The following is a 25,970-nucleotide window of genomic DNA, read 5'->3' as shown; positions in this document are numbered from 1 at the left end:
GCTCAGCCGCCGGTCGGCGGGGTGTACTTGTAGCCGACCCGGCGCACGGTCTGGATCGCGCCCCGGAAGTCCGCGCCCAGCTTGCGGCGCAGTCGGGCGATGTGGACGTCCACGGTACGGCCGTCGCCCACATGGCCGTAGCCCCAGACCGTGGTGACCAGCTGGTCGCGGGTGTGCACCCGGTTGGGGTGCTGGACGAGATGAGCGAGGAGCTCGAACTCCAGGTAGGTGAGGTCGAGTTCGCGGCCGTTCACCTCGGCGGTGCGCTGCACGGTGTCGATCCGCACGAGGGGGGCGTCCGCGTCCGCGTCGGCGTCCGTGATCCGCGGTTCCTGCGGGAAGGGCGGGTGCTGGTCGGCCGGGACGAGCACCAGGTAGCCGATCATCGGGGGCTGCCCCGGCAGGCTGGGCAGGGTGTGCTGGGGTGCGGGCAGCCAGGTGGCGCCCGGGGGAAGGAACTCCGCCATGTACGGGACCTCGTCCGGGCCGACGGCTCGGAGTCGGTGCCGTGCGCCGTTCTCGGACGGGGTGGGGAGGGTGGCGGTGGAGAGGGAACGAGGGGTCGCCATGAGGTCAGCTCTTTCGCGCGAGAGGGTCGTCGGAGGACGTACGTCTGCGCGCTGGCCGAAGGCCGGGGTGTACGGCTTTAGAGGGCCGGCGCGTTCATCGCGCGGCAACACACCCGGTCGAAGTCGTGGTGCTGACGGGAAGGCCAGAAGGGCTCGAGGTCATGGCGACCCGTCGCGATGCACTTCCGGTAGCTGGCCATGAGCTCATTGAAGCAGACGTCGGCCGACAACAGGAGCCTCCTCTCACTGCTCGGACACTTCCTTGGCGTGAAATATGCGTGGCCCGTCTCAACCGACCAGGCGTCTGTGCCAGGTCAGGGGCCTGATCTCGATCGCCGTGCCCGGGTCGCCGTCCCACTGCGGGGACAGGCCGACGTCGGTGAGGGCGGCGACGACCTCGTGGCCGACGGCGGCCGTGGTGTCGGCGGAGCCGTCGAAACCGCCGTACAGCAGCGTCAGTCCCTGCCCGGCGGCGGCGCTCTCGGTGCACTGCGTGTGGAAGTACACGAAACCGTGGTCGCCCTTTGCCCGCTCCGCGCCGATCTCGGCGGTGCCGCAGGTGCGGCAACAGGTGAAGTTCTCGCGGGCGATGACGCCGCGAGTGTTCAGTGCCTCGAAGGCGCGGGTGAGCCGCTCCGGGTCGGTCGCGCCCTGCCAGGCCTCCTGTTCGGCGACGCGCTCCAGCCAGAGCCGGTCGACGAGCAGGCGGGCCTGGGCGGCGGACACCGGGCGTCTGGCAGCCGCGTCGTCGGCATCGGCGTCGGCGAGCCACTCCTCGGCGGACCGGGCGAGCGTCGCGCGGGTGTCGTAGCCGCATCGCAACTGCTCGCGGACGTGGGCCTCGACCTCTTCGCGCACCTCGTCGGGGAGGTCGGGCACGTCCTCGGGCGGATCGGCCTCGACCGGCGCCCAGGCGATCCCCTCGTCCCAGCCCGCCTCCCCGCGGGCCCAGCCCGTCAGCGCGTCGGCGACGGCGTCCGGGTGCGTGAGTTCCGTACCGGAGAAGACGGCGCGGCTTTCCCGGTGCTCCAGCTGGTAGGTCCCGCCGCTCTCGTGCCACACCTGCGCGAACACGTCCGGGCGGTCGGGAATCCGCTGCAGCACCAGCCAGCGGTCGCCGCTCTCCCCGATGCGGTGCACCAGGTCCCGCAGCGCCTGCTCGCTCACCCGGACGAGCGTCTCCCCGTACTCCGTCTCGGCCTTGACCGCCAAGCCCCCGTCGATCTCCATGCCCCCACCATGCCAGGCGCCACTGACAACGCCCCGAGGGGCGCCCACCGCGGTCGGTGGGCGCCCCTCGGGAAAGCGGTGGGGAAGCGGTGGGGATCAGACCTGGCCGGCCTTCTCCAGGGCCGAGCAGCAGGTGTCCACGATCAGCCGCGTGACGACGTACGGGTCGACGTTGGCGTTCGGGCGGCGGTCCTCGATGTAGCCCTTGCCGTCCTTCTCGACCTGCCACGGGATACGGACCGAGGCGCCGCGGTTGGAGACGCCGTAGGAGTACTCGTTCCACGGGGCGGTCTCGTGCAGGCCGGTCAGGCGGTCGTCGATGCCGGCGCCGTAGTTCTTGACGTGGTCGAGCGGCTTGGAGCCCTCACCCAGCGACTCGGCGGCGGTGATGATCGCGTCGTAACCCTCGCGCATCGCCTTGGTGGAGAAGTTGGTGTGCGCGCCCGCGCCGTTCCAGTCGCCCTTCACGGGCTTCGGGTCCAGGGTCGCGGCGACGCCGAAGTCCTCGGCGGTGCGGTAGAGCAGCCAGCGGGCCACCCACAGGTGGTCGGAGACCTCCAGCGGGGAGACCGGGCCGACCTGGAACTCCCACTGGCCGGGCATGACCTCGGCGTTGATGCCGGAGATCGCGAGGCCCGCCTTGAGGCAGTTCTCCAGGTGGGCCTCGACGACGTCACGGCCGAAGATCTCGTCCGCGCCGACACCGCAGTAGTAGCCGCCCTGCGGGGCCGGGAAGCCGCCCTTGGGGAAGCCGAGGGGGTAGCCGTCCTTGAAGAACGTGTACTCCTGCTCGATGCCGAAGATCGGCTCCTGGGCGGCGAACTTCTCGGCGACCTCGGTGAGCGCGGCACGGGTGTTGGACTCGTGCGGCGTCATGTCGATGTTGAGGACCTCGCACAGCACGAGGATGTCGTCGCCGCCGCGGATCGGGTCGGGGCAGGAGAAGACCGGCTTGAGGACACGGTCGGAGGAGTGACCCTCGGCCTGGTTCGTGGAGGACCCGTCGAAGCCCCAGATCGGCAGTTCCGCGCCCTTGGCGTCGTCCGCCATGATCTTCGTCTTGGAACGGAGCTTGGCAGTCGGCTGGGTGCCGTCGATCCAGATGTACTCAGCCTTGAAGGTCACGGGCCACTTCCTTCGGGGATGTGTCTACGCACTGCGGGTGCTGCGGCGCTGCGGCACTGAAACGCCGCCTCTCGGTGCCCGCGAGCCTGTCAACAGGCGATTTCCCGGTCATTGCTCGAATGTGAACCCCGTGTTACCTGGTGATGCTGTGGCGCGATTCACTGTGTGAGCGCGGCAAATGGGGTACGCGCGCGGCAGGGGGGTGTACCTGGCACCACCTCCCGACCGTGCGGCCAGGCCCAGTGACCCGCATCGCCCGCTCGACCAGACTGGCCGTATGACCATGGAGACGCGGAACGGCAGCTGGAGTTCGAGGGTCCGGGACACGGGGCTCGCGGCCGTGCGGGGGTTCGCGCTGGCGCTGGTGTCGCTGCCGGGGGCGGTGCTCGGTCTCACGCTCAGCCTGGTGTCCATATCGCTCGTGCCGATCGGGATCGGGGCGTTCACCACCCCCTGGGTGCTGCGGGGCGTGCGGGCCTTCGCGGACTGGCGGCGGGTGGTCGCGGCCGAGTGGTGCGGGGTGCGGATCCCGTCGGCGTACCGGCCGATACCTGGGGACGCCAACACCTGGGCGCGGACCTACGCGATGCTGCGCGATCCGGCGACCTGGCGGGATCTGCGGTGGCTCCAGGTGGACATGACGGCCGGGTTCGTGACGGCACTGCTGCCGGCGGTTCTCGTGTTCTACCCCCTGGAGGGGCTCGCGGTCGCGGCCGGGCTGTGGCGGCCGCTGTCGGAGCTGGGCGGCTACTGGTACGGCTTCGTCCACGTCACCGACCAGTCCTCCGCGCTCCTCGCCGGCGCCCTGGGCATCGCCCTGCTGGCCCTCGCCTCCCTCGCGCCGCGCCTGCTGACCGTCCACTTCCGGCTCACCCGGGCCGTACTCGGCGCCGGACAGGGCGAGTTGGCGGAACGCGTCCGCATCCTCACCGAGACGCGGCGGGACGCCGTGGACACCTCCGCGGCCGAACTGCGCCGCATCGAACGGGATCTGCACGACGGGGCGCAGGCCCGTCTGGTCGCCATGGGTATGGACCTCGGCACCATCGAGATGCTCCTCGACAAGGATCCCGCGCAGGCGAAGCGGCTGCTCGCGCAGGCCCGGCAGTCCTCCGTGGACGCGCTCGCCGAACTGCGCGACCTGGTGCGCGGCATCCATCCGCCGGTGCTGGCGGAGCGCGGACTGGGCGACGCGGTGAGGGCGTTGGCGCTCAGGATGCCGGTCCCGACGGAGGTGAGCGTGGACCTCCCGCGCCGCGCGGACGCCCCCGTGGAGTCGGCCGCCTACTTCGCCGTCAGTGAAGCGCTCACCAACGCGGTCAAGCACTCGGGCGCCGACCGGATCTGGATCGACCTGCATCACGTGAGAGAAGGGACGGGGATGCTGCGGGTCACCGTCACCGACAACGGCCGGGGCGGGGCGGTCGTCGCGGCCGGTTCGGGGCTGGCCGGGGTCGAGCGGCGGCTGGGTACATTCGACGGCGTCCTGGCCGTCAGCTCACCCGCGGGCGGTCCCACCATGGTGACCATGGAGATCCCTTGCGCGTAGTCCTGGCCGAAGACCTCTTCCTGCTGCGCGACGGTCTCGTCCGGCTCCTGGAAGCCCACGGCTTCGAGATCGCCGCGGCCGTCGAGAGCGGGCCCGAGCTGACCCGCGCGCTGGCCGAGCTGGAACCGGACGTCGCCGTGGTCGACGTACGACTGCCGCCGACGCACACCGACGAGGGGCTGCAGTGCGCGCTGAACGCCCGGCGGGACCGCCCCGGGCTACCGGTGCTGGTGCTCTCCCAGCACGTGGAGCAGCTGTACGCGCGCGAGCTGCTCGCCGACGGCACCGGCGGGGTGGGGTACCTGCTCAAGGACCGGGTGTTCGACGCCGAGCAGTTCGTGGACGCCGTACGGCGGGTCGCTGCGGGCGGTACGGCGATGGACCCGCAGGTGATCCAGCAGCTGCTGAGCCGGCGGGCGGCCGACGACCAGCCTCTCGCCCGCATCACGCCCCGTGAGCGGGAGGTGCTCGAACTGATGGCGCAGGGGCGGTCGAACGCGGCGATCGCCGGAAAGCTCGTCGTCACAGAACGGGCGATCGCCAAGCACACCGCCAACATCTTCACCAAACTGGGCCTTGAGGTGTCGGACGACGACAATCGCCGCGTTCTGGCGGTGCTCGCGTTCCTGGACCGGGGCCGGTGAGCAGACCTTCATTCTCTGTAACTGCTGCTGCTCAGAGGGCTGTTGATGCCCCGGGTCCCGGCAAACCTCTGATTTGTTTGTGGGACGGCTGAACACCCTTGGGACGCCCTGCGTATGGGATGGCGCCGCTTCACTCCTGTCGGGCGCCTCGATAGCCCCGAAAAAGGAAGTCAGAGGAGTTCCATGGGACGCAATACACGTAAACGCCGCTCGTCGATGGCCGGCAAGGCCATAGCCGCGTCGGCGGCCCTAGCGCTCGGTGGGGGCGGGCTGATCTGGGCGAACTTCTACGCTTCGGCGCACGAGTCGAACAACAACGGCTGGTCGCAGAACCAGACCAAGGCCGCCGCCGCGCAGGTGGCGACCATCTCGTGCCCCGACGTCGGTCAGAAGCTGACGAACGTGCCTCAGAACGCCCGTCAGGGGGTGGCCACCGAACTGGCCAACCTGGACAAGCAGATCACCGAGGCCTACGCCAGGCTCGCCTCGACGCGACAGGCCCAGGCGGGTGACTCGGGCTTCGTCCAGAACGCCATCGTCGGTCCCCTGAAGGAGAAGCGGGCGGCCACGATCGACCGGATCCGCATCGACATCCAGCGGGTCGGGGGCCAGTTCAACACCTCGCTCAGCCAGTTGGCCGCCTGCACCACGCAGAACGCGCAGACCAACGCCGGCCAGAACAACGGCGGCCAGCAGCAGAACGGCGGCCAGCAGCAGGGCGGCCAGCAGCAGAATGGTGGTCAGCAGCAGGGCGGCCAGCAGAACGGTGGTCAGCAGAACGGCGGCCAGCAGCAGGGCGGCCAGCAGGGCAACGGCGGACAGGGCGGCAACGGCCCGGTCGCGGCCGACTTCGTGGACATCACCAAGGTCCAGGGCGGCAGCGCCCAGCTCGGTGTGGGCACGAACGGTCTCCCCGCCAACGGCAACTCGGGTTCGCGAGGCACCTTCACCACCAAGTGCGGCACCAACGCGAACAAGAACCACAACACGGACAACGTGATCGTGGCCCCCGGTGTCGCCAACGGTGCCCACCACCTGCACGACTACGTCGGCAACCAGAGCAACGACGCGTTCGCGAGCGACCAGGAGCTGGCGGCGGCCCAGACCACCTGCCAGAACCAGGGCGACAAGTCCTCGTACTTCTGGCCGGTGCTGCGTCTGCAGAACGGCACACAGGACTTCGACCAGAACGCGGACGGCGGTGGCAAGGAGGGCAACGTCGGCAAGATCCTCCAGGCCTCCCAGGCGCAGATCAAGTTCGTCGGCAACAAGAAGGGCAACGTCGTCGCGATGCCGACGGCCCTGCGCATCATCACCGGTGACGCCAAGGCCTTCGTCAACGGCAACGCCAACGCCAACGTGAACTGGTCCTGCACCGGCTTCGAGAACAAGGTGCAGCTGCACGACAAGTACCCGATCTGCCCGCAGGGCAGCCAGGTGGTGCGCACGACCAACTTCCAGAGCTGCTGGGACGGTCAGAACATCGACAGCGCCAACCACCGCACGCACGTGGCGTTCGCCGCGGCCGACGGCAGCTGCGCCAACGGCTTCAAGGCGATCCCCCAGCTCCAGGTCCGGCTCGTCTACAACGTCCCGGCCCCGAAGCTGCAGAACGGCACGGTCGTCAACCCCTACGCGGTGGACACCTTCCCGGAGAACCTGCACAAGCCGATCACCGACCACAACGACTTCATCAACTTCTTCTCGCAGAACACGATGAACCAGATGGTCAACTGCATCAACACCGGCAAGAAGTGCCAGTGACGCACTGAGAAAGCCGGCGGTGAGAATCTCTCACCGCCGGCTTTCTCGTGTCCGGGTCCTCAGTGCGCCGTCCTCAGTGGGCCGAGTGCGTGGCGCCCATCTTCGAGTGGTCCGTGCCCTCCTCGATGTCCCCGCCGAGCGTCTTGCGCAGCACCGTCACCGTCTTGGTGGTGTCACCGACGGCGACCCACTTGCGGCCGACCAGGAAGTGGCCGCCGTAGTCCTTGGCCCCGTTGATCCACTCGCGCTGGCCGCGGTCGGTGGCGAAGGTGGCGAGGATGAACTTGCCGTCGGCGTCCTTGGCCTTCTTGCACACGGCCTGGCGCAGCTCGTCGGCGTCGATCTGGATGTTGGGCGTGCACTTCACCTCGGCTGCGAGGTGCTCCAGGCTGCCGGTGGCCGCCGACGGCACCGCGGCGGCCTTCGCGTCACCGCCGGATCCGCAGCCCGCCAGCGCCAGCACCGCGGCCGCGCCGGTCAGCGCGAGCATCGGTCGGGTCAACCTCATCTGTTCCTCCGGTCACGGGGTCACGTCGGACGGGCCCCGGCGGGGGTCCGTCTCCTCCCATACGGCTGTGGGGCGCGGGACGCTCAAATCCTGATGTCGTCACGGGCACGGCTGTGCGAAAGTGTGCCGGTGAACGACGACTGGGAAAAGCGGGTCGACGCCGCCTGGGCGACCTTGGACGAGTATCCCGAGGAGCGGGCGGCCGACTTCCGGGCCGTGATCGACGCCCTCGTGGCCGAGTTGCCCGACGGCAGCCCGGACGGCCTCTTCGAGCGGGCCTGTGCCTGGGACTCGACGGGGCACTCCGACAAGGCGGCCCCGCTGTACCGGGAGGCGCTCGCGAAGGGGCTGCGCGGATACAAGGGGCGCCGCGCCAAGATCCAGCTGTCCAGTTCGCTGCGGAACATCGGGCAGGCCGAGGAGGGCGTCAAGCTGCTCACGCCCGAACTGGACGGTCCGTCCGACGAGTTGGACGACGCGGTACGGGCCACGCTCGCGTTGTGCCTGTCCAGCCTCGGCCGCGACCGCGAGGGGCTGTCGCTGGTCCTCGGCGCGCTCGCCCCTCATCTGCCGCGCTACCAGCGATCGATGGCCAACTACGCGCGCGCCCTGGTCGACCCGGAAGGCTGAACCGAGTCACCAGGGTTCGCCTCGCGACGTCCGCGCCGGTCATGCGGGCCGACCCGCCTTTCTGCCGGGGGTCCGGGGGTCACCCCGGGGAGAATGCGGCACCAGGGCGGCGGTGACCAACCGACGATTCGCTCGTTCTGCTGAACGTGCAGTCACAGGATGTCGCCCCGCGCCCCGCACCCGCCTCCGGCTCCGCCGCCGACCCCGTCGTCGATGTCGAGCAGGCCGAGGCCGCACTGGTCGAGCACTACCCCCGGCTGGTCCGGCTCGCCTATCTGGTACTGCCGCCGGGCCTCGGCCGGGGCCGCCGGGTTCTGACCGCGCACGCCCTCACCCAGCGCGCCCTGCCGCGGGGCCGGACCGCGGCGCCCGTGATCCCGGCACAGTCGGCCGGCCGCGAGGGCGACCCGGGTTACACCTTCGTCCGCCTCCAGGTGGTGCGTACGGCACTGGAGGCCGGACTGCCGCTCCGGCGCCGGGCGTGGCCCAAGCGCTCCCAGCTTCCGCCGCTGCTCCCCCAGGTGTGGGGCCTCAGGCTCTTCCCGCGCTCCGGCGGCGCCGACGAACTCGCCCTGGACCAGCGGCTGTCGGCCATGTCCGGCCCGGCCCGCGCCGCCTGTGTCCTGCGCGGCCTGGAGAAGCTCCCCGACGGTGACGTACGGGAACTGCTGACGGCGGCGGGCGTGACCGACGTGGACGCGGCGCTCGACGAGGCCGCCGGTACCGAGGACGCGTACGCCCTCCTCGACTCCCCCGAGTTCGACCCCTGTTCGCTCCAGGCCCGCCCCACCGACCTGATGCGGCGCAGGCAGCACATGAAGGCAGCGCTCGCCGCCGCGGCGGCCGTGGCCGTGTGCGGGGCGCTGCTCGGCCTGCCCGGCGACGGCTGGGGCCCCGACGGTGCCGCCGCGCCCCCCTACGCGCAGAACCCCGCCGCCCGGGCCGCCCTGGACCCGGCCCTGTTGCTCAAGGTCCCGGCCGCCGCGTGGGAGTCCTCGGCGCGCACCGACTTCTCCGTGTGGCCCGCGCGCGGCGACCTCACCGGCGACAGCGACCTGCTGCGCCGCGCCCTGGCCGTCTGGGCCCGCCCCGGTGAGAACGTCCAGGTCTCCGCGACCCCCGGCACCCCGTCGGGCGGCCCCTCCGGCCCGCCGCAGCTCCTGTACGCCGGGACCGTCGACAACGCACGCGTGGTGCTCCTCTACGACGGTCTGCGCATCGTCCGCTACGCCGAGCCGCGGGACGGCACCAAGGGGGCCGCCCTCGACTTCGCCCGGGTCGACGGCGCGGACCGGGCCGGGGCGGGCGCGGTCGTCCTGGGCCGGGCCGACGGCAACATCCGCTATCTGACGGCCCCTTGGGTGACGAAGGCCGCCGAGCGGGACCTGCTGAAGCCGGGCTCCAACGCCCTGGGCCTCCCGCTGTCCGGCGGCGCCACCTCGCCGATGCCGGGCCCCGTACAGAACGGCGCCTGCACCTCCTGGAACGTCCTCCAGCTGACGGACGCCTCCGGCACCCGTTTGCTGACCGACCTCGGCGAACTGGTCCCGGCCCGCCTCACCACCGGCCGCCCCGGGTCGGTGAAGGACGCCTCCGGAGCGGGGGCGCTGCGCACCTGGGCGCCGTACGCCTGCTCGCTCGGTGCGATGCGCTCCTCGGGTGTGCGCGGTGTGAACGCCTGGGCCTATGCGTCGCAGCCGCTGCCCGACGCGAGCGGTACGGCCGACTGGGTGTGCACCCGGGCCGAGACCTGGCAGGGCGGCGGCGAGCGGGTGCTGGCCCAGTTCCACACCCCGGGCTCGAAGTACGGGGCGGTCGCGGCGAAGGCGGAGAACGTACCGGCGTGCGGGGCGAAGGATCCGCAGGTGCTGGCCGGGGTGCTGTGGAAGTCGGCGGCGGGGTCCTGGTACCTGCTGGCGGCGGGGAGCCGGGGGACGTCGTCGATCAGCGCGACGGGCGGGGTGAGGGGTTCCGCCCGGGGCAACCTGCTGGCGGTGAAGGCGCGGCAGGGAGGCCGGGCCGAGCTGAAGGGGACCCTGGAGGACGGCCGGGCGGTCAGTGGGCTGCGGTAGGGCTTGTTCCCCTAGTGGCCGACCGGTGCCGGACATGTGAACATCGCTGGTCGAACCGGCCCGTTCGAGGCCGGATCCGATCGGTAAGGTGTTCGTATGACAACCGGGGTCCGTCGAAGAATGGGAGTCGAGGAACGGCGTCAGCAGTTGATCGGCGTCGCCCTCGAACTGTTCGCCCGCCGCTCGCCCGACGAGGTCTCCATCGACGAGATAGCGGCGGCGGCAGGTATCTCGCGACCGCTGGTCTACCACTACTTCCCCGGCAAACTCAGCCTGTACGAAGCCGCGTTGAAGCGGGCGGCACAGGATCTGGCGAGCCGGTTCGAGGAGCCGCACCAGGGCTCGCTGGGCGGTCGGCTGCTGCGGGTGATGCGCCGGTTCTTCGACTTCGTGGACGAACACGGGCCGGGCTTCTCGGCGTTGATGCGCGGCGGGCCCGCCGTGTCCGTGGGCGGAGCCCACTCAATGAGCCACGTCTCGGCGACGAACGCGCTCATCGACTCCGTACGACAGGTCGCCTACGAGCAGATCCTGTCGCATCTGCGCGTGGACGATCCGCCCGCGCGACTGGAACTGGTCGTCCGCTCCTGGATCTCGCTCGTCGAGTCGACGGCCCTGATCTGGCTGGACGGCCGCCGTATCCCGCGCGCCGAGCTGGAGTTGAAGCTCGTGCACGACTTCGCGGCGCTGGCCGCGGTGAGCGCGGCCTTCGACGAGGAGATGACCGCGCTGCTGCGCCACATGCTCAAGGACGAGCCGAACGACGGACCGTTCACCGACCTCGCCGCCCGGCTGATCTCCCTGGCGTCCTGAAGACGCCTAGCGCTCGAACTTCCGGTAGGAGGCATCGAGGTCCCGGACCTCCGCCGAGGCGTGCAGCACGGCCCCGTCGTCCTCGATGTGCTCGCGGAGAAGTTCCAGGACCGCCTCGGTCAGCCTGGCCTTCGTCTCGTCGGTACGCCCGGCGAGCAGACCGATCGTGACGTGCACGACGGCGTGGCCGCCGTCCGCCGGATCCTCGTACCCGAACGCGGTGACCTCGCTCGCCCGGAACTGTGTCTTGCAGGCCTCCGGCTTCGCGGCCGCGATCTCGACGAGGGCGGTGTGCAGGCCCCGAGCGAACTCCTCCCGGTCGAAGGCGACGAAACGCGAGTGGTCGACGGTGATCTGCGGCATGGGCACTCCTGTTCTACGACGGCACAGATCACCCTAGCCGCAGTGCCAGCATGGCGATGTCGTCCTCCCGGTCGTGGCCGAAGGTGTCCAGGAGGGTGTCGCACAGCGCGTCCAGTCCGGGCAGGGCGCCCGAGGAGGCGGCGCGCAGGTGTTCCAGGGAGGCCGTGAGGTCGGTGCCGCGGGTCTCGATGAGGCCGTCGGTGACCATGAGGAGCCGGTCGGTGGGTTCGAGGAACAGCTCGGTGGCCGGCGGATGGGGCAGACCGACCCCGAGCAGCGGTCCCGCTGCCTCGGCGTAGTCGGCGGTGCCGGTGTCGCGGACGATCAGCGGCGGGATGTGGCCGGCGTTGGCGATCCGGGTGCGCCCGGTCTCCGGGTCTATCAGGGCCAGGCAGACGGTGGCCGTGGTGTCGGGGTGGTAGCGCCGCAGGGTCCGGTCGAGGCGCTCGGCGAGCACGGCAGGGTCGCTCTCGTCGACGGCGTAGGCGCGCAGCGCGTGCCGGAGCTCGACCATGACGGTCGCCGCGTCCAGCGAGTGCCCGACGACGTCGCCGACCGCGGTGAGCACACCCTCGTCGACGCGCAGCGCGGCGTAGAAGTCGCCGCCGATCTCGGTCTGCCGGGAGGCCGGGACGTAACGGACCACGACGTCGATGCCGGGCAGCTCGGGCAGCTTGTGCGGCTGGGGCAGGAAGCTGTGCTGGAGGGTGAGGGCGACATGCCGCTCGACCTTGTACATGAGCAGCGGCTCGGCGGCCAGCGCGGTGGCCTGCGCGAGCTGGGCCAGCAGGGCCTCGCCCTCCAGCCCCACCCTGCGCATCCCGCGCGCGGGCGCGGCCAGACACACCGGGGCCCGGCCGTCCTGGGTGACGACGAGGGCGAGGCGGGCGTCGTGCTCGACGCCGGGCCGGAAGAACCCGGCGGGCCACAGCGGCGCCGGCACGGTGGTGAGCTGTACTCCGGCCTGCCCCCGGGTGAGCCGGCGCAGCAGACTCGCGACGGCCTGGTCGGCGTCGTCGTCGGGCAGCGCGACGGGGATGCGGTCGCGGGACAGGCCGCGGTAGAGCAGGTCGTCCTGGTCGAGGACGAAGACGGCGGCGGGGGTGCCGGTGAGCCGTGAGACGCCCTCGGCGGCCGCGTCGGACAGTTCCTGGAGGGTGCGCGCCGACTGGATGGTGACGATCGTCTCGGAGAGCAGGGTGAGCCGTCGTACCAGTGCCTGGTCGCCGGCCCGCAGTTGCGCGTTGCGTACGGCGGCCCGGACGACGGCCTCGATCTCCAGGGGCTCGGCGGGCACCTTCAGATAGGCCTCGAGGCCGGTGTCCATGCCCGCGCAGTGCACGGTGGGGGGCACGGCGGAGGCCGAGAAGTGCACGACGGGCATCCCGGCCGTGTGCGGGCGTTCCTTGAACATCCGGCACAGGTCGAAGCCGCTCATGTCGGGCAGCCCGACGTCGACGAGCGCCACGTCCGGCAGGGTGCCCTTGAGCAGCCGGGTGTCGAGTTCGGCGAGGGCCTCGCCGCCGGTGGCGACCGGTATGACCCGGTGCCCGGCCCGGCTCAGCACGGTGCCCACGGCGTACCGGCTGGCCTCCACGTCGTCCACGACCATCACGGTCGTGCCGGTCAGCTTGTGTTGTGCGTCCATCTGTCACCCCTCGGGCAACACCGGTGGAGCAGACCGGGGTTCAGGGCCTGCTCCACCAAGGTAATGCCTTCAGCTAGGGATGGCGGATGAAAACGGCCACGGTTCGTGCCGGAACGGCGAACGTGCCCGATTCCTCCTCGTAGGACGCCCCTTTGACGGTAGAGTCCGCCCCCGCCACCTGCACGGGGTGCAGCCGGTATGTGCTTCCGGCAAGGGCGTCGACCCGCTGGCTCTGTGCCTTCGGCGTCGCGTTGAAGACGACGACCAGGTCACCGAGTTCCATCGTGATCACGCCGGGTGTCTCCTCCTTGCCGGACAGCGGGAAGGACAGCCGGGACTGCACCTGGTCCGCCGTGCCGAGCGAGAACGCCTTCTCCGTCGTACGGATCCGCAGCAGGTCGCGATAGGCGGCCGAGGCCCCCTCGATCTGCGCGCAGCCAACCTTCACGGAGCTCAGCAGCGGTTTGGCGTACGGCCACTTGGAGGCGTTGTCGGCCGCCATGGGCAGTCCGCGGCCGAAGCCGTTGCCGTCCTGGCAGTTCCAGTGGATCGCGTTGAACCAGTCCCCGCTGTCGAAGGAGTTGCGGTCCAGGGACTTGGAGCGCAGCAGGTCGGTGCCCGCCTGGGACAGCGCCGGACCCTGCGAGAGGGCTGCCGTGGCCAGGGCGAGGACCTGCATCCGGGCCCGGTCGGAGGCGCTGGTGCCGGCGGGCAGCTTGTACGTCAGCGCGTCGAACAGGGACTCGTTGTCGTGCGCGTCGGCGTAGGCGAGGGCGTCACCGGGCGCTTGCGCGTATCCGGCGGGCTGCCCGTTGTAGTCGACCTGGGCGCCGGTGACCTCCTTGCCGCCGCTGTCGGTGAAACGGTACTTCGCGAGGTTGCCGGAGAGACCCACCTTGATGAGGTCCTGGTAGTGGAGCAGGCGGGCCTTCTGTTCCGCCTGGGTTCCGTTCGAGGTGGACCCGTTGGGGTCGGTGTAGAGGCCGGACGCGAAGCCCTGGACGCCGGGGTCCTCGTCGAAGGGGCCGCCGCCGCGTACGGCGTCACGGGCGCGGTCCGAGAAGGTCGCGATCCCGGTCCCGGCCATGTTCTTCTGCGTGGCCTGCACGAAGCGGGCGTCGTCGGCGACCTCGCCGAAGTTCCAGCCCTCCCCGTAGAGGATGATCTTCTTGCCGTCGACGCCGTCCTTCTTGAGGGTCAGCGCGTCGAGGGCCTTGCGCACGGCCAGGATGTTGGCCTTGGGGTGGTGGCCCATGAGGTCGAAGCGGAAGCCGTCGACCTTGTACTCCCTGGCCCAGGTGACGACGGAGTCGACGACCAGCTTGCCCATCATGGCGTTCTCGGTGGCCGTGTTCGCGCAGCAGGTGCTGTTGGCCACCGAACCGTCGGCGAGGAGCCGCTGGTAGTAGCCGGGGACGATCCGGTCGAGCACGCTCGTGGCGGCCTGTCCGCCGGCCGCGGTGTGGTTGTAGACGACGTCCATGACGACCCTGAGGCCGTCGTCGTTGAGGGACTTGACCATCTTCCGGAACTCGACCGTACGGCCGGTGCCGTCCGGGTCGGTCGCGTACGAGCCCTCCGGGACGGTGTAGTGGTACGGGTCGTAGCCCCAGTTGTAGGCGTCCTTCGCGGCGGTCCTCGCTACGCACTCCTGCTGCCGGTCGGAGTCGGCCGGGTAGGAGGCGAGGTCGCAGTCGGGGGTCGCCTGGTCGGACTTCTTCTCGGGGATCGTCGCGATGTCGAAGGCGGGCAGGAGGTGGACGTAGCTCGCCCCCGACTTCGCGAGCTCCTTGAGGTGCCGCGAGCCGTCGCTGTTCCTGTCGGTGAAGGCGAGGTAGGTGCCCTGGTCCTTCGCCGGCACGGTCGTGTCCGCCACCGAGAAGTCCCGGATGTGCAGCTCCTGGATCTCGGCGTCCTTGAGGGGCACGGCCTTCGGCTTGGCGTACGTCGACCAGCCGCCCGGCGCAAGGGACTTGTCGTCCAGGTCGACAACGAGGCTGCGCTCGGAGTCGGTGGTGAGCGCGACCGAGTAGGGGTCGGTGACCTTGTTGGTGACGACCTTCCGGACGCTGGGCGCCCAGACCTTCACCACATACCGATAGGGCTTGCCCTTCCAGGACTGGGGGCCGGTGACGGACCAGACACCGGTGGTGGAGTCACGTTTCATGGCGACCGTGGAGCCGTCGAGTTCGAGCTTCACCGACTGCGCGGTCGGTGCCCAGACCGCGAGCGTCGGGCGTCCCTTGCCGAACGTCGGCCCGAGGTCGGCCTTCGTCGCCTTCGGGTACAGGTCGTCGAGCACGCCGGCGATCTGGACGCCCGTCGCCGCCGACACGGCTCCGTTGGCGGCCCGTTGGGAGGCGACCAGCTGCCCGCTGAGGGCTTCCTTCACCCGATCGCGGTCACGCGGGTCGACGGACCAGGCGGTGTAGTCCTTCAGGTGCGGGAACCTCGCCTTCTGCGCGTCGGTGAGGGCGGTCTTGGTGAGCCGTAGCCACCGCTCGTCGTCGCTGGTCAGGGCCCCGCCGTCGACGGTGATCGAGCCGTCGTGGGAGTAGAGCAACTGGGTGGAGGCGGCGGCCTCCGAGCCGTTCCAGGCGACCGTGTTCCGGTCGATCCAGACCGCCTTGGAGGTGGTCAGGTCGAGCGCGGCGGCCGACCCGGCGGGCTGCGGGAGCAGGTACTCCTCGTGGCCGTTCAGCAGCCACACCTCGTGGCCGTCGGCCGTGAGGTCCAGGGACTGGTCGGTGGGCAGGTCCTTCTCGTCGCCCTTGTGGATGATGTAACTGAGGCTCGTGGCACCGTCGTCGAGCGGCACCTCGTAGACCGCGCCGTAGGCGTCGGTCCGCACCGGCTCCAGCGGCTTCGACCAGTCGGTGGGGTTCGCGGCGCCCGTCCAGACGTGCAGACCCCAGCCGTCGTAGTTCCCGTCGGCGCGGTGGTAGTGGATGACCGCCTTCGACTTGTCCTGTGCCGGGTAGTCGGGGCGTTCCGTCCGTACGGCGTCCTTGCCCTGCTCGATCCACACCTCGCCGGTCTTGGTGACGTCGATCGTGCGGTCGGCGGAGACGTCCTTGTCGCCGTTCTTGTCGATGACGAGGAAGCCGACGTTCGAGGCGCCGGGCTTGAGTTTGACGTAGGCGAAGGCGCCGTACGCGTCCCGGCCGACGAAGGGGTGGCTGTCGGGCCAGGTGGTGGACTCGCCGTCGGAGAGGTCGCCCCAGGCGTACAGGCCCCAGTCGGCGTAGTCGCCGTCGGTGCGCTTGTAGTGGACGACCGCGTAGTCGCGGGAGGAGGCGGTGGGGGTCTCCTCGGCGGGCGGGGTGCCGGTCACGGACTCGGCCGTGGCCGAGGCCGTGCGTCCGGTCGAGTCGACGACAACCGCCTTGTAGCGCAGGGCTGTTCCGGCCGGGATGTCCTTGCCGATGGTCTGGGTGACCTTGTAGGGGGCGTGATCGGCGGAGCCCAGCGTCCGCCACGTGCCGTTGCCGGTCTGGGCCGCGAAGACGACCCGGTCGAGCTGTCCGCCGTCCACGCCGGCCGTGAGCTCGACGGTGCCGGTGGCTCCGGTGGCCGGGGCCTTGAGGGTGATCGTGGGCTTGGTGGCGGCCTCGGCGAGCTTGCCGGACGCCTTGAGGACGATCGCCGAGCCCGCCGGAACGGTGACGGTGATCTTCTTGTCGGCGTCGGAGGTGACACTCGACGCACCGCCGTAGACGCCCTTGAAGGCCATGTTCGCCGAACCGGTCGCGAAGGAGGCCGACTTGGCCTCTCCCGCGTTGTTGAAGGCGACGACGTACTCCTGGCCGGTCCTCGCGTCGGTGCGGGAGAAGGCGTAGACCCCGGCCCCGTCTGCCGCGTACCGCTCCTCCTGCACGCCGTCGGTCAGCGCCGCGTTGGCCTTGCGGAGCTTCGCCAGGTCCGCGATCTGCCGGTACAGCGGGGCGCTCGTGTCGTACGCGTCGCTCGCGTGGGTGCGGTCGGTGCCGATCTCGTCGTCGTCGAGGTAGTCGGCCGTCTTGGACGCGAACATCGTCTGGCGGGCGTCCTTGTCGCCGCCCGCGCCGGTGAAGCCCTGTTCGTCGCCGTAGTAGACGACCGGGTTGCCGCGGCTGAGGAACATCAGCTCGTTGGCGAGCTTGTCCTTGGCGAGCAGTTCGGCGTCGGTGGCCTTCGGGTTGTCCTGGTTCAGGAAGTACCCGATGCGGCCCATGTCGTGGTTGCCGAGGAAGGTGACCTGCTCGTAGGCGTTGGCCTTGTCGGTCGTGTACTTGTAGTCGTCGCCGAAGACGGAGGCGAGCTTCTGCGCGCTGGCGCCCTGGGAGGCGTACTGCCGTGCCGCCTCCTGGAAGGGGAAGTCCAGCGTGGCGTCGAGGCGGCCCTGGGTGACGTACGGCGAGGTGATGGACGTGTCGGCGGAGTAGACCTCGCCGAACATGAAGAAGTCCTTCCGGCCCTGCTTGGCGGCGTAGGCGTCGAGGGCCGTGGCCCACTGGGTCCAGAACTCCATGTTCACGTGCTTCACGGTGTCGATCCGGAAGCCGTCGATGTCGAAGTCCCTGACCCAGCGCTGGTAGATCCTCTCCATGCCGGAGACGACCTCGGGGCGCTCGGTCCACAGGTCGTCGAGGCCGGAGAAGTCGCCGTAGGTGGTGGACTCGCCGGCGTAGGTGGAGTCGCCGCGGTTGTGGTACATCGTCGGGTCGTTGAGCCAGGAGGGGACCTTGGCGTTCGCGCCGGTGACCGTGGGTGTGCGCGGGAAGGAGTCGGCGTCGACCGCCGGGAACCTCCGCTCGCCGGACGCGTAGTCCGCGTCGTCGAAGGGCGCGCCGTCCTTGGTCAGATAGGGGAAGGCGCCCTTGGAGAGGTAGTCGTAGGACTTCTCCTCGTAGTCGACGACGTCGGCGGTGTGGTTGGTGATGACGTCGAAGAAGACCTTCATGCCCTTGGCGTGGGCCTTGGAGATGAGGGTCTGAAGGTCCTTGTTGGTGCCGAAGTGCGGGTCGACCTGGGTGAAGTCGGTGATCCAGTAACCGTGGTAACCGGCGGAGGCGTTGGACCCCGTCCCCTGCACGGGCCGGTTCTTGAAGATCGGGGCCATCCAGATGGAGGTGGTGCCGAGGCCCTTGATGTAGTCGAGCCGCTTGGTGAGGCCCTTGAGGTCGCCGCCCTGGTAGAAGCCCTTGTCGGTGGGGTCGTAGCCGGTGCTCAGCCGTGAACCGGTGAGCCCGCCCCGGTCGTTGGAGGTGTCGCCGTTGGCGAAACGGTCCGGCAGGACGAAGTAGAACTGCTCACGGGTGGCGTCGTGCCGGGCGGGTTCCGCGGCGAGTTTCGCGTCGGAGGGTGGTGGCGGCGGGGTGTCCGCCCGGGCGGACAGCGGCTGGACGAGCGCTGCGGCCAGCGCGGTCACGGTGACCGCGGCGACCCGTCCGGCATGCGTGGTGCGGCGCTTGGCCGGCACCGGCCATCTCGGTATCACAGACGTGGACTCCTTGCGATGTACGGCTCTGCGGGTCCGACCCCGCGTGACCGTATCGCCGCCGTAAGGATTACAGCAAGAGTCCTGAAACAGCCGGAAAGAACTTTCAGTGCCGGAGGGTGTAGGTGACGAGCGAGCGGGCCGGGACGGTGGCCGTGAGCGAGCCCTTGGCGACCGGGATCGACGCCTGGCGGGAGGTGCTGTTCGTGCCGTTGGTGAGGTACGGCGTCGCGGTCCCGGTGGTGATCCCGGTGTTGCGGAGGCTGAAGGTGACCTGGTTCGCCTCGGTGGCCGTGTTCAGCGCCACGACGGTGACCGTGCCGTCGGTGTTGCGGAACGCCGAGAGCTTCAGGGCGCTGTCGGGGGTCGTGGCGCCGAGCCGGGTGGCGCCGGGGCGGATGAAGCGGCTGTAGTTGGCCATCGCCCACAGCCGCTTGGAGACGTGGTAGCTGTCGCCGTCCAGCTGGATCAGGCCCCGGGTCGCGCCCAGGGAGGCGCCGTACCAGTAGACGTATCCGCTGACGTTCCCCTTGGTGAGGGCGTCGTGGAGGGCGGAGGCGACCGCGAAGCCGTCGTAGCCGCTGCCGTCGTCCCAGTTCTCGTTCCAGGTGGTGCCGTTGGGCGACCACTCCGACATCCAGGTGTGCCTGGAGGTCGGCAGCGGGCTGTCGACCGCGCTGGCGTAGTTGTGGCCGGTGTGGGTGGTGACGTACCCGCGGGCGGTCGGGTCGGCCTCGATCGCGCTCGTGTAGGCCTTCTGCTGGGTCCAGCCGAAGGAGTCGCAGCAGGCGACCTGGTATCCGGCCCCCTTCGCGAGCGGGCCGAAGAACTTCACGTACTCCGTCGCCTGCGCGGGTGTGAGGCGCATCGAGTCGTACGTCGCCGTCCAGTCGGGCTCGTTGGTGAAGCCGATGTCGGTGATGCCGATGCCCTCCTGGCCGTAGAACCTGGCCCAGCGCACGAGGAAGTCCGCGTACGCCTTGCGCCAGTCCCCACTCGCGCAGGTGGCTCCCGAAAGACCGCACAGGGTGCCGCCGTCGGCGTCCGTCCCGTTCGTCTTCATGTAACCGGGCGCGGTCCAGGCGTCGGCGTAGAAGCGCTTGACGCCGTACGCCTTGGCCTCCTTGGCGAGCCACACCTGGCCCTTGTCGTAGCCGTCCCAGGTGTACTGCGGGGTGGCGTTCGGGCCGCCGGGGTCGGTGGGCTGGATGCCGGAGTCGATGCCCAGGCGCAGGATGCTGAGGCCGGCGCCGGTGGTGCGGCTGAGCAGCAGGTCGAGTAACTCCCGTTGGTGCTGGGCCGACAGGCCCTGGGAGCCGTTCATGACGGCGGCCCGGCCGAAGTGCTCGGAGAAGCCGAAGCCGTCGATGGGCTGGTAGGTGGTGGAGCCGTTGACGGTGGCGGTGGTGGTGACGGTGGCCTGCTGAGGCAGGTCGGCGGCCGTGACGCCGACGACGGTGAGCAGGGCCGCCGCCATGGTCACCGCCCACTTGCTGAGTCCGCGCTGCATGACGCACTCCTTCGAGAAAAGGGTGGGAGCGCTCCCATAGACAGCAGGGAACGTAGGACGACACTCCTTGAGCGTCAATCCCACGTTCCCCATGAGGTACTCAGCAGCTCGACTTGCCCGCGTAGATCGCGAGGGCCGTGTTGGCGCCGAGGGTGGCGGTGAACTGGCCGTTGGAGCCGACCGTCACGCTCGTGTTGTTCTGCACGTTGCAGTACGTCCCGGCGGGCAGCGAGGTCTGGTAGGTGCGGCTCAGGCTGCTCGACTCGTGGTTGATGGCGACGTATCCCTTGGCTCCGCGCCCGAAGGCGATGGCGTCGCCGCCGTTGTCCCACCAGTTGGTGACCGACTCACCGCGGGTGGCGTTGCGGAAGGCGACCATGCGCTGGATCTCCGGCCAGGCGTGCTGGCACTTCCAGCCGTCCTGCCAACAGGCGTTCACCGAGCCGTTGTTGGGCGGCCCGGCGTCCTTGTCCGACCACTCGTAGCCGGAGTTGATGTCCGGGGCGCCGTAGGGATAGGCGAGCATGAAGACGTTGGCCAGGGTGTAGTTCGCCCCGTCCTTGTAGTTCAGGGTGGAGCCGTTGCGCTCGGTGTCGTGGTTGTCGACGAAGACGCCGGCCACCGAGCTGCTCATGTATCCCCAGCCCTCGCCGTAGTTCTTCAGATAGGCGAGGTTCTCGTTGTTGAAGACGCGCTTGAGGTCGTAGGCGTAGCGGAACTCCTGGACGTCCCCGTTGCCCGTGTACTCGGTGGGCTGGACCGCCTCCCCGCTGCCGTAGATGACCTCCTGCTTCCAGTACACCGACGGGTTGGTCAGCCGGGACTTGATGTTGGCGAGGTCGGTGGCGGGGATGTGCTTGGCCGCGTCGATGCGGAAGCCGTCGACGCCGTAGCCGAGCAGGGAGTTCATGTACTTGGCGAGGGTGGCGCGGACATACTCCTCGCCGGTGTCCAGGTCGGCGAGGCCGACGAGTTCGCAGTTCTGGACGTTGGCGCGGTTGGTGTAGTCGGTGATGGTCGAGGTGCAGTCGTCCATGTCGTACGAGGAGTAGAGGCCCGGGTAGTTGTACTTCGAGTACGACGAGCCGCCGGTGCCGGTGCCGCTGCCCGCGGACATGTGGTTGACGACGGTGTCGACGACGACCTTCACACCGGCCGCGTGGCAGGTGCTGACCATGTTCTGGAAGGCGGTGGCGTCACCGAGCCGCCCCGCGATCTTGTAGCTGACCGGCTGGTACGACGTCCACCACTGCGAGCCCTGGATGTGCTCGGCGGGCGGGGAGACCTGGACGTAGCCGTATCCGGCGGGGCCGAGGGCGTTGGTGCACTCCCTGGCGACGGAGGCGAAGTTCCACTCGAAGAGGACGGCGGTGACGTCCTTGCCGCCCGGTGGGGAGGCCTGGGCGGTGGTGGGGGTGAGGACGGCCACCGTGGCGGCGAGCACGGTGGCCGCGGCGACAGCGGTGGCCCTTGCGGACCTTCTCGGTATCACGTGGGGGTTCTCCTTACGTGACGGCCGGGCGTCTTTGCCCGGCGCCGGCGAGAACGTACCGCTGTTGAAATGTTTACAGCAAGAGTCGCGAAAGTAACGGCAAGAAGTTTCACACTTGCTCGGCGGGCTTGCCGGGCAGGTCGCCGCGACGGCCCTCGCAGGAGTAGACGATCTCCACCGCCCCGCCGGGCAGGGCCCGTTGGCTCTGGAAGGTCAGTCCGGTCTCGGGGCTGAGGGCGGGGGTCAGCTGTGTGCCGCCGCCGAACAGCAGGGGCAGGACGACCAGTTCGAGGCGGTCCAGCGCGCCGAGCGCGTGGAACGTCGCGATGGTCCGCGGGCCGCCGATGAGGTGGACGTCGCCGCCCCGGTTGGCGGCGCGGATCTTCTCCAGCAGCCGGACCGGGTCACTGTCGGTGGTGACGTGATCGGGGGTGCCCTCCGGGCGCTGCGAACCGAGGACGAACACGTCCAGGTCCGGCCACGGCCAGCGGCTGTTGGTCAGCGCGGGCTCGAAGGTCGTACGGCCCATGAGGGCCGCCTCGCAGTCGGCCAGGAACTCCCGGATGCCGTGGCTCCGGCCGGGGACGAACGCGGGGTCGGCGGTGAGCGCGGGCCAGCCGCTCGGGGTGGTCACATAGCCGTCGGCGCTCATGCTCAGGCGGGCGCGGATCTTCATGGTCTCTCCTCGGGTCGCGGGGCGCTGTTTCGCCCTTCCACCCAAGCGTCGAACGCGGCCTCCGCCGATCGACACGCCGGAGAAAGAAATCACCGGACCCTCCTCAGGGCCCGGTGATTCCTCCCGCGGTCGCTCAGGCCGTCGACCACCACACGGTCGTGTCGGCCGGCACCTTCGCGTCCCCGTCGGCCTCGGCGACCTCCCCGCTGGCGAGCAGCAGACGGCCGTACGCCGGAGTCGTCACCGACTCGGCGCCGGTGTTGGCGACACAGACGAACTCGCCGCGCCGGAAGGCTAGGACGCCCTCGGGTGCCCGGAGCCACTCGACCGAGTCGCCGGCGCCCAGGTCGGGCTGCGCCCGGCGGACGGCGAGGGCCGTGCGGTACAGCTCCAGGGTGGAGTCGGGGTCGCCGGTCTGCGCCTCCACGCTCAGCTCCGCCCAGTCCGACGGCTGGGGCAGCCAGCTGCCGCCCGCGCCGAAGCCGTACGACGATCCCTCGCGCGTCCACGGGATCGGCACCCGGCACCCGTCGCGGAAGCCGTCCTGGCCCGCGCCGCGGAAGTAGGCAGGGTCCTGGCGGACCTCGTCGGCGAGGTCGACGACGTCCGGGAGGCCGAGCTCCTCCCCCTGGTAGATGTACGCAGATCCGGGCAGCGCCAGCATCAGCAGCGTGGCGGCGCGGGCCCGGCGCAGACCCAGCTCCCGGTCCCCCGCCGTGCGGATCTGGGTGCCGAGGCCGGGCGGGTTGGCGAAGCGGGTGGCGTGGCGGGTGACGTCGTGGTTGGACAGCACCCAGGTGGACGGGGCGCCGACCGGGCGCATCGCCTCCAGCGTGCGGTCGATGACCCCGCGCAGCGCTTCGGCGTCCCATGCGGTGCTCAGGTACTGGAAGTTGAAGGCCTGGTGGAGTTCGTCGGGCCGGACGTAGTTCGCGGTGCGCTCGATGGTCGGGGTCCAGGCCTCGGCGACGAAAATGCGCTCACCGGAGTACTCGTCGAGGATCAGCCGCCACTGGCGGTAGATCTCGTGGACCCCGTCCTGGTCGAAGAACGGCATGACATCGTTGCCCAGCAGCTTCACCTGGTCGTGGGTTCCGAGGTCGGGCAGCCCCTCCGCCTTCACCAGGCCGTGTGCCACGTCGATGCGGAAGCCGTCCACACCCATGTCCAGCCAGAAGCGCAGGATCGAGCGGAACTCGTCGCCGACGGCCGGGTGGTCCCAGTTGAAGTCGGGCTGCTCGGGGGCGAAGAGGTGCAGGTACCACTCCCCGTCCGCGACACGGGTCCAGGCGGGTCCGCCGAAGATGGACTCCCAGTCGTTGGGCGGGAGTTCGCCGTTCTCACCCTTTCCGGGGCGGAAGTGGTACCGGTCCCGCAGGGGCGATCCCGGGCCCTCGGCGACCGCCCGCTTGAACCACTCGTGCTGGTCGGAGGAGTGGTTGGGGACCAGGTCGACGATGGTCCTGAGGCCCAGTGCGCGGGCGTCCCGGATCAGCGCGTCGGCGTCCAGGAGGTTGCCGAACATGGGGTCCACGGCCCGGTAGTCGGCGACGTCGTAACCGGCGTCGGCCTGCGGGGAGGCGTAGAAGGGGCTGAGCCACACGGCGTCCACGCCGAGGTCGCACAGGTACGGCAGTCGGGTGCGGATGCCTTCCAGGTCGCCCATGCCGTCGCCGTTGCTGTCGGCGAAGCTGCGGGGATAGACCTGGTAGATCACCGCATCCCGCCACCAGTCGCTGCGCTTGGCTTCGGCGGAGTGGGGGGCCGGGGCGAGGGCGGAGTGCTGCTGGCTCATGGCGTCCTTGGTACGTAACGGGTTCATCAGGTCAAAGGTAGGGAGGGTGGCGAGGCGGCCGTGGTCACGGCGGGGTCGGATGGAGACCACGGCCGCCTCGGGTCTTTCAGGGGCGCGGGGCTGTACGGGCTGGAAGACGGACAGCCCTACCCCTTCGTGCCACCGGCGGTAAGACCGGTGACAAGGTTCTTCTGCACCAGGTAGAAGAACACCGACACGGGTATCGCGATCAGCACCGCCGTCGCGGCCATCAGGTTCCGCTGGGCGTCGTGCTCGCTGACGAAGCTCTGCAGCCCCACCGCGAAGGTGTACTTCGTGTCGGACAGCATGAACGTCGAGGCGAACGCGACCTCACCGAAGGCCGTGAGGAAGCTGTAGAACGCGGCGACCGCGAGCCCCGGCTTGGCGAGCGGCAGGATCAGCCGCGCGAACGTGCCGAAGGGGGTCAGCCCGTCGACGCGTCCGGCCTCGTCGATCTCGAACGGGATGGTGTCGAAGTAGCCCTTGAGCAGCCAGGCGCAGTACGGCACCGCGGTCGTGCAGTACACGAGGATGAGCCCAAGATAGCTGTCGATGAGCTGGAGGTCCGAGAGCATCTGGTACATCGGCACCATGAGTACGGCCACCGGGAACATCTGGGTGACCAGGAGCACCCACATGAACTTCCGGTAGCCCGGAAAACGCATCCGGGACACGGCGTACCCGGTGGTCGCGGCGATCAGCACACCGATCACCGTGGTGCCGAGCGAGACGATCAGCGAACTCTTGAGCCAGCTGAAGAACTCGGTGTGCTGGAGGACGAACGAGTAGTTGTCGAACGTCATCTTCTTCCAGATGCCGCCCGGGTGGAGGTAGTCGTCCTTGTCCGGACCGAGGGACAGGAAGATCAGCCAGACGATCGGGAACAGCGCGATCAGGCTCGCGACGATCAGGATGCCGTGCGAGGCGAGGGAGCCGGCGAGGCTCTGTTCACCGCGGCGGCGGACCCGGCCGGGGGCCTGTGCGGGGCCGGCCTCGGACACCGCGGCGGAGGTCTCGACTGTGGTCGTACTCATGGGAGCTCCTGCCTCAGATCGCGAGCTGCTGGTCATTGCGGTTCAGCCAGCGGCGGTAGAAGGAGGTGAAGACGATCAGGATGGCCAGCAGCAGGATGCCGTACGCGGCCGACTGCGCGAAGTCACGCGGCTGCTGTCCGAAGCCCAGGTAGTAGGCCCAGGTGACGAGGATCTGCGCGTCGGGCGCGGTGTTGCCGAACATCAGGAAGAGCACCGCGAACTGGTTGAACGTCCAGATTATGCCGAGCAGCAGGACGGTGGAGCTGACGCTTCTGAGGCCCGGGAGGGTGACGTACCGGAACCGCTGCCAGGCGCTCGCGCCGTCCATCTCGGCGGCCTCGTACAGCGAGGCGTCGATGGACTGGAGGCCGCCGAGCAGCGAGACCATCATGAACGGCACTCCGCACCAGGTGTTGACCATGATGGCGGCGAACCGCTGCCAGAAGGTGTCCTCCAGCCATGCGGGGCTCGGCAGGTGGAGTGCGTCCAAGACGATGTTGATGATGCCGCCGTCGGCGAGCATGAACCGCCAGCCGAAGACGGTGACGAAGGTGGGCACCGCCCAGGGCAGCACCAGGATCAGCCGGTAGAGCGTGCGTCCGCGCAGCTTCTGGTTGAGCAGCAGCGCGAGGCCCAGGCCGATGCAGTAGTGCAGGGCCACGCACAGGGCCGTCCAGACGATCGTCCAGATGAAGTGCGACCAGAAGCGGTCGTAGGCCGTGTCGCCCCAGAGGATGTCGGCGTAGTTGTCCAGGCCGATGAACTTGTAGGTGGCGTCGATGTGGTTGACGCCGATCGTGCGGGCCGTGTTGAGGCTGTTGGCGTCGGTGAGTGTGAGGTAGATGCCGTAGACCAGGGGATAGAGCACGAGGACGCCGAGGACGACGGCCACCGGGGTGATCATCGCGTAGGCGTACCAGTGTTTCTGGTAGCTGTGCTTCAGGCGTTGGCCCGGCCCGGGCCGCGGCGCGCGGTCACCGCGGCGCTTGCCGGTGGCGCGGTCGATGGCGACTGTCATGTACGACACCTTCTGGAAGTTCTACGGCTC

The 25,970-nt window shown here is 69.8% G+C and carries 19 protein-coding genes; 6 read left to right on the top strand and 13 right to left on the bottom strand.

Annotated elements, in window-relative coordinates; translation table 11 throughout:
- Positions 1-2 precede the first annotated feature (2 nt).
- The 3 genes from ABZT93_RS24120 to glnII all read right to left on the bottom strand — a co-directional run bounded on the left by ABZT93_RS24120 (position 3) and on the right by glnII (position 2,924).
- Positions 3-569 carry a winged helix-turn-helix domain-containing protein gene (locus ABZT93_RS24120; RefSeq protein WP_356107882.1) on the bottom strand — a complete coding sequence of 189 codons (567 nt, stop codon included), beginning with the start codon at positions 567-569 and terminating at the stop codon, positions 3-5.
- 288 nt (positions 570-857) lie between these two features.
- Positions 858-1,799: a hypothetical protein gene (locus tag ABZT93_RS24115; RefSeq protein WP_356107881.1), complete on the bottom strand. Its 942-nt coding sequence runs from the start codon at positions 1,797-1,799 to the stop codon at positions 858-860.
- A 96-nt stretch (positions 1,800-1,895) separates the two neighbouring features.
- Positions 1,896-2,924 carry a glutamine synthetase gene (gene glnII, locus ABZT93_RS24110; RefSeq protein ID WP_356107879.1) on the bottom strand — a complete coding sequence of 343 codons (1,029 nt, stop codon included), beginning with the start codon at positions 2,922-2,924 and terminating at the stop codon, positions 1,896-1,898.
- Positions 2,925-3,201: 277 nt separating this feature from the next.
- Here glnII and ABZT93_RS24105 point away from each other — a divergent pair, with 277 nt between their 5' ends.
- From ABZT93_RS24105 to ABZT93_RS24095, 3 genes are all read left to right on the top strand, one after another.
- Positions 3,202-4,473: a sensor domain-containing protein gene (locus ABZT93_RS24105; protein WP_356107877.1), complete on the top strand. Its 1,272-nt coding sequence runs from the start codon at positions 3,202-3,204 to the stop codon at positions 4,471-4,473.
- Positions 4,464-5,117, top strand: a complete 654-nt coding sequence (locus ABZT93_RS24100; RefSeq protein WP_356107875.1) for a response regulator transcription factor — start codon at positions 4,464-4,466, stop codon at positions 5,115-5,117. The genes ABZT93_RS24105 and ABZT93_RS24100 overlap by 10 nt, the downstream gene beginning before the upstream one ends.
- 183 nt (positions 5,118-5,300) lie before the next feature.
- Positions 5,301-6,881: a DUF1996 domain-containing protein gene (locus ABZT93_RS24095; protein WP_356107873.1), complete on the top strand. Its 1,581-nt coding sequence runs from the start codon at positions 5,301-5,303 to the stop codon at positions 6,879-6,881.
- A gap of 73 nt (positions 6,882-6,954) precedes the next feature.
- On the opposite strand, the gene ABZT93_RS24090 is transcribed toward ABZT93_RS24095, so the two are convergent.
- Positions 6,955-7,389, bottom strand: a complete 435-nt coding sequence (locus ABZT93_RS24090) for a hypothetical protein (protein WP_266381194.1) — start codon at positions 7,387-7,389, stop codon at positions 6,955-6,957.
- Positions 7,390-7,482: 93 nt separating this feature from the next.
- Between ABZT93_RS24090 and ABZT93_RS24085 the strand changes: the two genes are divergently transcribed.
- The 3 genes from ABZT93_RS24085 to ABZT93_RS24075 all read left to right on the top strand — a co-directional run bounded on the left by ABZT93_RS24085 (position 7,483) and on the right by ABZT93_RS24075 (position 10,904).
- On the top strand, positions 7,483-8,019 hold the full coding sequence (locus ABZT93_RS24085; RefSeq protein WP_356107871.1) for a tetratricopeptide repeat protein: 537 nt from the start codon (positions 7,483-7,485) through the stop codon (positions 8,017-8,019).
- Between the two features lie 146 nt (positions 8,020-8,165).
- A complete protein-coding gene (locus ABZT93_RS24080; RefSeq protein WP_356107869.1) occupies positions 8,166-10,091 on the top strand; it encodes a hypothetical protein in 1,926 nt (641 codons plus the stop codon).
- 96 nt (positions 10,092-10,187) lie between these two features.
- A complete protein-coding gene (locus tag ABZT93_RS24075) occupies positions 10,188-10,904 on the top strand; it encodes a TetR/AcrR family transcriptional regulator (protein WP_356107867.1) in 717 nt (238 codons plus the stop codon).
- 6 nt (positions 10,905-10,910) lie between these two features.
- Here the strand turns inward: ABZT93_RS24075 and ABZT93_RS24070 are convergent, their stop codons facing one another.
- The 9 genes from ABZT93_RS24070 to ABZT93_RS24030 all read right to left on the bottom strand — a co-directional run bounded on the left by ABZT93_RS24070 (position 10,911) and on the right by ABZT93_RS24030 (position 25,940).
- Entirely contained in the window at positions 10,911-11,267 is a 357-nt protein-coding gene (locus tag ABZT93_RS24070) for an isomerase (RefSeq protein ID WP_356107865.1), read from the bottom strand.
- 28 nt (positions 11,268-11,295) lie between these two features.
- Positions 11,296-12,915: a fused response regulator/phosphatase gene (locus tag ABZT93_RS24065; RefSeq protein ID WP_356107863.1), complete on the bottom strand. Its 1,620-nt coding sequence runs from the start codon at positions 12,913-12,915 to the stop codon at positions 11,296-11,298.
- A 73-nt stretch (positions 12,916-12,988) separates the two neighbouring features.
- Positions 12,989-18,394, bottom strand: a complete 5,406-nt coding sequence (gene pulA / locus ABZT93_RS24060) for a pullulanase-type alpha-1,6-glucosidase (protein WP_356107860.1) — start codon at positions 18,392-18,394, stop codon at positions 12,989-12,991.
- Positions 18,395-18,500: 106 nt separating this feature from the next.
- Positions 18,501-19,904, bottom strand: coding sequence for a glycoside hydrolase family 30 beta sandwich domain-containing protein (locus tag ABZT93_RS24055; RefSeq protein WP_356107857.1), 1,404 nt, complete (start codon positions 19,902-19,904; stop codon positions 18,501-18,503).
- Positions 19,905-20,004: 100 nt separating this feature from the next.
- The gene (locus ABZT93_RS24050; protein WP_356107855.1) at positions 20,005-21,396 is read right to left on the bottom strand and encodes an alpha-amylase family protein; all 1,392 of its coding nucleotides are present in this window, start codon (positions 21,394-21,396) and stop codon (positions 20,005-20,007) included.
- A gap of 109 nt (positions 21,397-21,505) precedes the next feature.
- Entirely contained in the window at positions 21,506-22,072 is a 567-nt protein-coding gene (locus tag ABZT93_RS24045; RefSeq protein ID WP_356107852.1) for a dihydrofolate reductase family protein, read from the bottom strand.
- Positions 22,073-22,205: 133 nt separating this feature from the next.
- A complete protein-coding gene (locus ABZT93_RS24040) occupies positions 22,206-23,867 on the bottom strand; it encodes a glycoside hydrolase family 13 protein (protein WP_356108129.1) in 1,662 nt (553 codons plus the stop codon).
- A 146-nt stretch (positions 23,868-24,013) separates the two neighbouring features.
- Positions 24,014-24,922, bottom strand: a complete 909-nt coding sequence (locus tag ABZT93_RS24035; RefSeq protein ID WP_356107850.1) for an ABC transporter permease subunit — start codon at positions 24,920-24,922, stop codon at positions 24,014-24,016.
- A gap of 13 nt (positions 24,923-24,935) precedes the next feature.
- Positions 24,936-25,940 carry a sugar ABC transporter permease gene (locus ABZT93_RS24030; protein WP_356107847.1) on the bottom strand — a complete coding sequence of 335 codons (1,005 nt, stop codon included), beginning with the start codon at positions 25,938-25,940 and terminating at the stop codon, positions 24,936-24,938.
- Positions 25,941-25,970 lie beyond the last annotated feature (30 nt).

It is taken from the genome of Streptomyces sp. NPDC005303 (assembly GCF_040607335.1).
Taxonomy (GTDB): domain Bacteria; phylum Actinomycetota; class Actinomycetes; order Streptomycetales; family Streptomycetaceae; genus Streptomyces.
Note: the sequence above shows the minus strand (reverse complement) of the source record. Positions and strands in the feature narration are given on the sequence as shown.